7 protein-coding genes are annotated in these 9,640 nt (G+C 66.3%); 6 read left to right on the top strand and 1 reads right to left on the bottom strand.

Annotated features, from left to right (window positions below; genetic code table 11):
* The coding region (locus SX243_23340; protein MDY7095920.1) for an IclR family transcriptional regulator at positions 1 to 596 on the bottom strand (596 nt) is incomplete at its 3' end.
* 383 nt (positions 597 to 979) lie between these two features.
* Between SX243_23340 and aceA the strand changes: the two genes are divergently transcribed.
* The 6 genes from aceA to SX243_23310 form a co-directional block, all read left to right on the top strand.
* On the top strand, positions 980 to 2,251 hold the full coding sequence (gene aceA, locus SX243_23335) for an isocitrate lyase (protein MDY7095919.1): 1,272 nt from the start codon (positions 980 to 982) through the stop codon (positions 2,249 to 2,251).
* Positions 2,252 to 2,368: 117 nt separating this feature from the next.
* Complete coding sequence (gene aceB / locus SX243_23330) at positions 2,369 to 4,009, top strand: malate synthase A (GenBank protein MDY7095918.1); 1,641 nt, start codon at positions 2,369 to 2,371, stop codon at positions 4,007 to 4,009.
* Positions 4,010 to 4,180: 171 nt separating this feature from the next.
* A complete protein-coding gene (locus SX243_23325) occupies positions 4,181 to 5,419 on the top strand; it encodes an amidohydrolase family protein (GenBank protein MDY7095917.1) in 1,239 nt (412 codons plus the stop codon).
* Between the two features lie 85 nt (positions 5,420 to 5,504).
* The gene (locus SX243_23320) at positions 5,505 to 7,289 is read left to right on the top strand and encodes a DUF885 domain-containing protein (protein ID MDY7095916.1); all 1,785 of its coding nucleotides are present in this window, start codon (positions 5,505 to 5,507) and stop codon (positions 7,287 to 7,289) included.
* A 107-nt stretch (positions 7,290 to 7,396) separates the two neighbouring features.
* Positions 7,397 to 7,726: a hypothetical protein gene (locus tag SX243_23315; GenBank protein ID MDY7095915.1), complete on the top strand. Its 330-nt coding sequence runs from the start codon at positions 7,397 to 7,399 to the stop codon at positions 7,724 to 7,726.
* A gap of 140 nt (positions 7,727 to 7,866) precedes the next feature.
* On the top strand, positions 7,867 to 9,640 hold a 1,774-nt coding region (locus tag SX243_23310; GenBank protein MDY7095914.1), incomplete at its 3' end, for a hypothetical protein.

Here is a 9,640-nt window from a genome sequence, read left to right as displayed (position 1 = left end):
TTGTTCTCCTCATCGTCCACGGCGTAGCGCTGGGTGCGCACCTGGGCTAGCTCTTCGAGGAAGGCCTCCGGGGTGGTCAACGTCGTGGGGGTCTTGGCCTCCATGCCGTGGGTGGCGAGGATGGCGCGCACTTCGTCTTCCCCCAGGGGGGCGGTGAGGATCTTGCCCACGGCGGTGGAGTGCACCGCCAGATCCTTGCCCACCCAGGTGTTGATGCGCAGGAACCCGGGAATCTCCGCTCGGTGGATGTAAATAGCGCGGCCATGGTCGAGCACCGCCAAGTGCGCCGTCAGCCGGGTCCGCTCGACCAATTTCTCCATCACCCCCTTGGCAGCCTCCCGCAGGTCGACGAACTCGGCGGCGTCCTTGGCCAGGCCTACCACCTTGATGCCGATGGTGTAGCGGCCGCTGGATTCGTCGCGGCGCAGATAGCGGCGCTGTTCGAGGGTGCGCAGCAGATAGCTGGCAGTGCTCTTGGGGATGTCCAGCCGGTTGCTGATCTCGGAGTTGGTCAGCCCCCGGCCGTTCTCCACGACCAGCTCGAGGATGTTGAGGGCGCGGTCGACGGCGGTGGAGGAGGGTTCGGGCTTGGGCACGGGCTTCTTCTTTCGGTTGCGATTTCTAGAGCGAATGCGATGTCTAAGGGGAGACGGCTCGTTCGCTATTTTGAACATGGTGAGCGGCTGATGCAAGGCGCAACCGTGTGACAAAGCCCGATAAACCCCGTTTTCTCCTCCGGAAACCTATGCCGCAGCTTGGCGTGATTCGTTATAATGAACATATGAGTTCTTCGAGCGGAGCCAGCAGGCCTTGTTTTTGGGGCTTTTGGTTGATTTGTTCGAAATGATGAACATTGATTCTGTAGAATGGTTGACGTAGGTGCCGTGGTGCGGCATCATGCTAAGAAGTCGAACGATGGTTCGATATATTGAACATCGGGCTTTGAATTGAGCCCAAGAGCCTTTGGGAGGTCGGAATCATGCAGGATCGTAGGAACAACGACCGCTGGAACGGGATCGAGCGTCCGTACACCGAAGCCGACGTAGACCGGCTGCGCGGATCCGTCAAGATCGAGCACAGCCTGGCGCGTCTGGGTTCCGAGCGACTGTGGCGACTCCTGCATTCCGAGGATTTTGTCCAGGCACTGGGCGCCGTCACCGGCAACCAGGCGGTCCAGCAGATCAACGCCGGCTTGCAGGCGGTCTACGTCAGCGGCTGGCAGGTCGCCGGCGACGCCAACAACGCCGGCCAGATGTACCCCGACCAGAGTCTCTATCCGGCGGATAGCGTGCCGGCCCTGGTGCAGCGCATCAACAACGCCCTGCTGCGCACCGACCAGATCGAGCACGCCGCCGGCAACCGGGAGCGCCATTGGCTGGCGCCGCTGGTGGCGGACGCCGAGGCGGGCTTCGGTGGCAACCTCAATGCCTTCGAGCTGATGAAGGCGATGATCGCCGCCGGTGCCGCCGGGGTGCACTTCGAGGACCAGCTGTCCAGCGCCAAGAAATGCGGTCACCTGGGCGGCAAGGTACTGGTGCCGGTACAGGAATTCGTTCAGAAGCTGGTGGCGGCCCGCCTCGCCGCCGACGTTTGTGACGTGCCCTCGGTGCTCATCGCCCGCACCGATGCCGACAGCGCCCGTTTGCTCACCAGCGACGTCGACGAGCGCGACCACCGCTTCCTCACCGGCGACCGCACGGTGGAAGGCTTCTTCGGCATCACCGGCGGCATCGAGATGGCCATCGCCCGCGGCCGCGCTTACGCCCCCTACGCCGACCTGCTGTGGTGCGAGACCTCGCATCCGGACCTGGAGGAGGCGAAGCAGTTCGCCGAGGGTGTGCGCGAGCTCTACCCGGACAAGATGCTGGCCTACAACTGCTCGCCGTCGTTCAATTGGAAGAGCAACCTCGACTCGGCCACCATCGCCCGCTTCCAGCGCGAGCTCGGGGCCATGGGGTACAAATTCCAATTCGTCACCCTGGCGGGCTTTCACGCCCTCAACTACAGCATGTTCGAGCTCGCCCAGGGCTATAAGGCCGAGGGCATGGCGGCCTACTCGAAGCTCCAGGAAGCGGAGTTTGCCTCCGAGGTCGAGGGCTATCGGGCCACCAAGCACCAGGCCTTCGTCGGCACCGGCTACTTCGATGCCGTCGCGACGGTGATCAGCGGCGGCACCGCCTCCACCACCGCGCTGGAAGGCTCCACCGAGACGGAGCAGTTCTCCGGACCGCGGGCGGTGGCCGCGGGCTAAGACGTCCGCTCCGCCGATTCTTCGGACCCCGGGCCGTTCTGGGCTCGGGGTCCGGTTTCGCTTCCGCGCCGCCCCCGCGCTTAGATCGTTCATCTCAACCTCCTGGAGCCCGACGCCATGACTCAGACCGCATCCCTTCCGTCCCAGCAGAGCCCCGCCGCCGACTCCGAGCAACCCAACTCCGAGCTACCCACCTCCGAGCTACAAGTGGTGGCACCTTCCTCCCGTGCCGCGGAGGTCGTCCTCACTCCGGAGGCCCTGGCCTTCGTCGCCGACCTCGAGAACCGCTTCGGCCCGCGCCGTCGCGAGTTGCTGGAGCGCCGCAAAGCCCGCGCCGAGGCTATTGCCGAGGGGGAAGTCCCGGGCTTTCTGGAGGAGACCCGGGCGGTCCGGGAGGGGGATTGGCGGGTCGCGTCGGCGCCGGACGATCTTCAGGATCGGCGGGTGGAGATCACCGGCCCGGTGGACCGCAAGATGATGATCAACGCCCTCAACTCCGGGGCGAAATGCTTCATGGCGGATCTGGAAGATTCCATGTCTCCCACCTGGGAGAACGTGGTGGAGGGGCAGGTCAACCTGATGGACGCGGTGCGCCGCACCCTCTCCTTCGAGAATGCCCAGGGTAAGCAGTATCGGCTGGGCGAAGAGCTGGCGACGCTGATGGTGCGGCCTCGGGGCTGGCATCTGGAAGAAAAGCACGTCACCCTGGGTGGCGTCCCGGTCTCGGCCAGTCTCCTCGACTTCGGGCTGTACTTCTTCCACAACGCAGCGGAGCTTCTCGAGCGCGGCAGCGGTCCCTATTTCTACCTGCCGAAGCTCGAGAGCCATCTCGAAGCGCGGCTGTGGAACGACGTCTTCATCCACGCCCAGGAGGCACTCGGCATCCCCCGCGGCACCATCCGCGCCACGGTGCTGGTGGAGACGCTGCTGGCGGCCTTCGAGATGGACGAGATCCTCTACGAGCTCCGGGAGCACGCCGCCGGTCTCAACGCCGGCCGCTGGGACTATATCTTCAGCGCCATCCGCAATTTCAAGCATCGGGACTTCTATCTGCCGGACCGCGCCCAGGTCACCATGACGGTGCCCTTCATGCACGCCTATGCCGAGCTGCTGGTCCAGACCTGTCACCGCCGCGGCGCCCACGCCATCGGCGGCATGGCGGCGTTCATTCCCAGCCGCCGGGACGAAGAGGTCAACCGCGTGGCCCTGGCCAAGGTCCGGGAGGACAAGGAGCGGGAGGCCGCGGAGGGTAGCGACGGCACCTGGGTGGCCCACCCGGATCTGGTGCCGGTAGTGCTGGAGATCTTCGACCGCGTGCTGGGGGATGCGCCGCACCAGAAGGACAAGCTGCGCGAAGACGTGAAGGTCACCGCCGAGGCCCTCGCCGACTTCACCGTCCCTGGTGCCACGGTCACCGAAGACGGCGTGCGCACCAACGTCAATGTCGCCCTCCAATACATGGACGCCTGGCTCCAGGGCGTCGGCGCCGCCGCCATCCACAATCTGATGGAGGACGCCGCCACCGCCGAGATCTCCCGCGCCCAACTCTGGCAGTGGGTGCACCGCGGCGCCACGTTGGAGGACGGCCGGACGGTGGACAAGGACCTCTACCTCCTCGTCCGCGACCAGGAGCTCGCCCGCCTCGGCGGCTCCGCCAGCGGCGAGCTCGGCACCGCCGCCGCCCTCCTCGACCGCCTCGTCCTCGCCGACGACCTGGCGGACTTCTTCACGCTGGAGGCGTATAAGTACCTCGATTGAGGTCGCGGCGCCGGGCATCTCCGGAACCGGAGCGCGCTACAATACCGGTAGTCGTTCCCACAGCCTTCCATCCACCGTTCCGGAGGTCTCTCTATGCCCGGTCTTTTCTCGTCTACTGGAGCTTCGTCTCCTTGGGGCTCGCTCTCCGTGCGCGGACTCCTGCTTCTCCTCGTGTTGCTGTCTCTTCCCACGGCCGCTGAGGAAGCCGACGAGTCGCTGCTGGTGATCCGGGCGGACCGTATGCTCGACGTGGTCTCCGGGGAGATGGTGGAGGATGCGGTGGTGGTGGTGCGGGGGGAGAGGATCGAGTCGCTGGGGGTGAAGGGGGTGCCGGAGGGGACGCGGATCGTCGATCTCGGGGACCACACCCTGCTGCCGGGGCTGATGGATCTGCACACCCACCTCACGGGAGATCTGGAAGGAGATTGGGTCCACCGAGCGGTGAAGGAGACGGCGGCGGAGGCGGCGTTGCGGGGCGCGCGGAACGCCCGGCGAACCCTCGAGGCGGGATTCACCACCGTCCGCAACCTGGGCTCCGGAGGCTTCTCCGGCGTGGCGCTGGCACGGGCGGTGGAGAAGGGGCTCATCGTGGGGCCGCGCATCGTCCCCGCTGCCCATTCCTTGGGCATTACCGGCGGCCATTGCGACACCACCGGCTACGCTCCGGGCGTTGCCGAGCGGGGGCCGGAGCACGGCGTTGCGGACGGGCCGGACGAGTTGCTCAAAGCGGCTCGCTACCAGATCAAGCACGGCGCCCAGGTGATCAAGATCTGCGCCACCGCCGGGGTGCTCTCCTTCGAAGGCCCAGTGGGAGCGCAGCAATTCTCCGAAGAAGAGCTGACGGCGGTGGTGGAAGAAGCCCGGCGCCACGGATTGAAGGTCGCTGCCCACGCCCACGGTGCCGAAGGCATCCTGGCGGCGGTGCGCGCCGGGGTCGCCTCCATCGAGCACGGCTCGATGCTCACCGACGAGATTCTCCAGGAAATGAAGCAGCGGGGAACTTACCTGGTGCCCACCACCTATCTGGCCGACGCCATCGACCTGGACATCCTGCCGCCGCCGGTGCGGACCAAGGCGGAGTGGATCCTGCCCCGCGCCAAGGACAGCCTGCGCCGGGCCATCGAGGCCGGGGTGAAGATCGCCTACGGCACCGACGCCGGGGTCTACCAGCACGGTCTCAACGCCCGCGAGCTGGCTTCCCTGGTGGATCGGGGCATGAGCCCGCTGGAAGCGCTGCGCACCGCCACCGTCCATGCCGCGGACTTGCTGGGAGTGGAGGATCGGGGAGTGATCGAAGCCGGCCGGCTGGCGGATCTCATCGCCGTGCCCGGCAACCCGTTGGAGGACATCACCGTGGCCCAGGACGTGCGCTTTGTTCTGCGCGGCGGAGAGGTCATCGTCGCGCCGTAGGTCGTGGAGCACCAAGCTCTGCGCAGCCCAGCCCCGTGGAATCCCTACCACCTCGTTCTGTCCGTCTCGCTCAGGAGGTCCTCTCGTGAACAAGCTCGCTCTGTGCCTCGTCCTCGTCTTTCTATGGCCTTTCGCCTCGTTCGCGTCGAATCCCGACTACGGAACCCCGGACGAACGATTGCTCACCTTCTTGGAGTGGGATTGGGACGAGCGATTGGGTCGCGATCCGCTCTTGGCGACCGCGGTCGGCTCCGACCTCTTCGCCGACCGTCTGCCAAAAGTCTCCTTGGAGGCTCTGGATCTGGAGAAGCGCTCCAAGCAGGTCATGCTCCTGCGCCTCGACAAGCTGAGCCGGAAGCAGCTGTCGGCGGAGCGGCAGGTCGACTACGACATTTTCCGGGGGAAGCTGGAGGAAGAAGTTGCTGACCTGGAGATGGGCACCTACCGCATCCCCATCTCCGACCGTTGGGGCTTCCACCTCTATTTCCTCCAACTGCCGGACCTGATGGACCCGCGCAGCCTGGAGGATTACGAGAACTACCTCTCCCGCCTGCGGGGCTTCCGCGACTACGCCGCCGGCCACATCGAGCTCATGCGCGAAGGGCTGAGGACCGGCTGGGTGTCGCCGCGGCTGGTGATGGAGGGAGCGGTCAAGACGGTGGAGCCGCAGGTGGTGGAGACGCCGGAGGAGAGCCTGCTGTGGGCGCCCTTCGAAGAATTGCCGGAAAGCTTCAGCGCCGAGGAGCGCCAGCGCCTGCTGCAGGAGGCCCGGGAAGCCATCACCACCTCGGTGATCCCCGGCTATCGGGACTTCCGGGATTTCCTCCGGGATGAGTACGTGCCCAAAGCCCGGGAGAGCATCGGTGCTTCCGAGCTCCCCGACGGCGAGGCCTACTACGCCCAGCAGGTGCGCAAGTACACGACTCTCGACATCACTCCCCGGGAGGTCCACGAGATCGGCCTGTCGGAGGTGCAGCGGATCCGCGCCGAGATGGAAACGGTGATGCAGGAGACCGGCTTCGAGGGGGATCTGGCGGCGTTCATCGACTTTCTGCGCACCGATCCCCAGTTCTACCCCAAGAGCGGGGAGGAGCTGATGCAGCGGGCGGCGCTCATCACCAAGCGCATGGACGGCCAGCTGCCCAAGCTCTTCGGCAAGCTGCCCCGCACTCCCTACGGCCTGAAAGAGGTGCCGGACTATCTGGCTCCCAACACCTATCCGGCGTATTACGAGCAGCCCGCCGGCGACGGCAGCCGGGCCGGCTTCTACTACGTCAACACCTACAACTTACCGAGCCGGCCGCTCTACGAGCTGGAGGCCCTGAGCCTCCACGAGGCGGTGCCCGGTCATCACCTCCAGCTGGCGCTCCAGCAGGAGCTCGACCTGGTCCCCCTGCGCCGCTTCTTCAGCGCCGCCTCCTTCGTCGAGGGCTGGGCGCTGTACTCGGAGAGTCTGGGGCTGGAGGTCGGTTTCTACACCGATCCCTACAGTGACTTCGGCCGCCTGACCTACGAAATGTGGCGCGCCTGCCGGCTGGTGGTGGATACGGGCATCCACGCCTTCGGCTGGAGCCGCCAGCAGGCCATCGACTTCATGGCGGAGAATTCCGCCCTCTCACTCCACAACATCACCACCGAGGTGGACCGCTATATCGGCTGGCCGGGGCAGGCGCTGGGGTACAAGCTCGGCGAGCTGAAGATCCGGGAGTTGCGCAGCCGGGCGGAGGAGGCGCTGGGAGAGCGTTTCGACGTGCGCGCGTTCCACGATCTGGTGCTGGGGAGCGGGGCGGTGCCGCTGCGGGTTCTGGAGGACGCGGTGGACCGTTGGATCGGAGGATTCGGCAGTGTTGTAGACAACAAGGTACAATAGGAAGGTTTACCAGCCAAAAACCGGCGCGGCGCGCTGCGAGGTGGGGAGCCCGGCCCTGGGGCCCCCGGGCCAGAGGGTGCAGGGTGTCGTAGCCCCATGGAGGAAGCATGCCGGAGAATGAGCCTACGGAGTACACGGTCATCGCACAGATGTTGCTCGCTGTCGGGAGGGGACTCTGCACCAACGAGATCAGGCTTCTGCCGCAGGCCGCCAAGGCTTTGCGGGAGAAAGCGGAGAGGGTGCTGTCTCCTGAGATGCTCAAGGAATGGGAATCCCTCGAGGATGCGGTGCTGAGGAAATGCGAGCGGGTGGGAGAGGTGATCTTCGCCCAGGCCATCGTGGAAAAGCGTTACGACGTCAACGCCGAGCAGGCCTTGGAGGCCTGTCAGATCGTCATCGACGATGGTCGCTCGCGTTTTTGCGAGGAAGGGAGTTGATCACCGAGGCAGCGGATGACGAAGCCCAGACCCTGACCTGAGGATCAGAGCTTTCGAGCCTTCCGTCTCGCTGGCGTCTGACTTTCACCACGGGCTGCTAGGGTACCGAGGAGGATCACCGCCCAAAACCGGACCGCATCATGAACGCTTCGCTCCCCATCCGTTTGTTGGTTGGGGTGGCAGCGACCAAGGTCGTCCTCGCCCTGGTGCTGTCGCCCTGGACGCTGTGGTTGCCCACCAACGCTCAGGATGGTCATGCCTATCCGCCTAGCCTGCACCTGGCGCTGACTCTGGTCTTCGCCCTCGGAGCGGCGCTGCTGGTGGTGGGAGGAGCGCGGGACGAACGGGCGGTGGTTCTTGGAGCGTTCTTTCTCACCGTCTCGGCGGTTTACGGCGAGCGCCTTTTGGAGCGGTTCCTGGGTTCTCCCGGCTGGATGCCGGTGCCGTTGCTACAGCTGATCCTGTGGATCCCCGTCACCGTCTTCGCGCCGTTCTTGCTCTGGCGCTTCATCGCGCTCTTCCCGCGGGCGCGCACCCGCTTCCCCATCGACCGAGTGGTGCGGGCGGGTACCTTCCTCGCCGGCGCGGTGGGGCTGGTGATCCTGGCGCTGCGCCTGCCGCTGCTCTTCGAACAATGGCTGGCGGCCTACCAGGCTCCCCGCCTCAGCCATCTGCTGGCGCCGCGGACGGTGGGCTCCCACTACGGGACGGTGGCGGTGTTGCTGGTGGGGCTGGCCATTCCCTGCGCGCTGCTGCGGGCCGGCGTCGGAGACATGCGGGAGAACCGCCGAGTGCGCGTCTTCCTCAGCGCTCTCGCGGTGGGCCTGGGGCCCTTCGTGCTGGTGATTCTGCTAGAGGAGCTCTTCCCCGCCCTCACCCCCTGGATCGACACGCCGACGGGAACCCGCACCATGGGGTTCATCGTCTTCACGCCGCTGCTCTCCATCCCCTTCACCACCGGCTATGCGGTGCTGGTGCATCGGGTGTTGGCGGTGCGCTTCATCGCCCGCAAGGCGCTGCAATACAGCCTTGCCCGCTACTCGGCGCTGCTCCTGGCGGTGGTGCCCCTGCTCGGTCTGGCGGCCTACCTCTACCTCCAGCGCTCCCACACCCTGGTGGAGATCTTCTCCGGCCCCAGCGCCCTGCTGCTCTTCGCCGCCACCGGCTTCGGCCTCTTCACCTTCGCCCGCCGCCGGAACCTGCTGGAGGCGGTGGACCGGCGGTATTTCCGCGAGCAATATGACGCCCGCCGCATCCTCACCCCGCTGGTGGAGCGCATTCGCAGTACCCGCGACCACCGTGAGCTGGCGGATTTGGTGACCCATGGCATCGACCGTGCGCTGCACCTGGAGTCGGTGGCGTTGTTGGTGGAGGAGCCGGATCGGGGAGAGTTGGTGGACCCTTCCGGCCGGGTGGAGCCTTTGGGTACCGCGTGCCCGCTGCTCTCGCTGGTGTCCTCCAGCCGTCAGGCCTTGGACGTCGACCCGGAGACCGCCCGCAAGACCCTGGACGGTCTGGGCGCCGAGGACCTGGCCTGGCTGCTGGACGGCGATTTTCGCTCGCTGATGCCGGTCTATTCCTCCGACGGTAGCCTGCTGGGGATCATCGCCCTGGGCGAGAAGAAGAGCGGCCTGCCGTTCCTGGGAGAGGATCGCCAGCTGCTCTCCGCCATCGCCAACGCCGCCGCGCTGGCGATGGACATCCAGCGTTTGACCTCGTCCCGCAGCGCGGCCGCCCAAGACGAGAACCGCTTGCCCAGCACCGCTGCGGCCCAGGAGTGCTTCGGCTGCGGCCGGCTCTACCTGGTGCACCACCGCCGCTGCCCGGGCTGCGACCGGGACCTGGAGGCGGCCCTGGTGCCCTACGTGCTCCCCGGCCGCTTCCGCTTCGAGAAGCGCATCGGCGCCGGCGGCA

This window comes from Acidobacteriota bacterium (assembly GCA_034211275.1).
Lineage (GTDB): Bacteria > Acidobacteriota > Thermoanaerobaculia > Multivoradales > JAHZIX01 > JAGQSE01.
The sequence above is the reverse complement of the archived record's forward strand: the minus strand, read 5'-3'. Positions and strand labels throughout refer to the sequence as shown.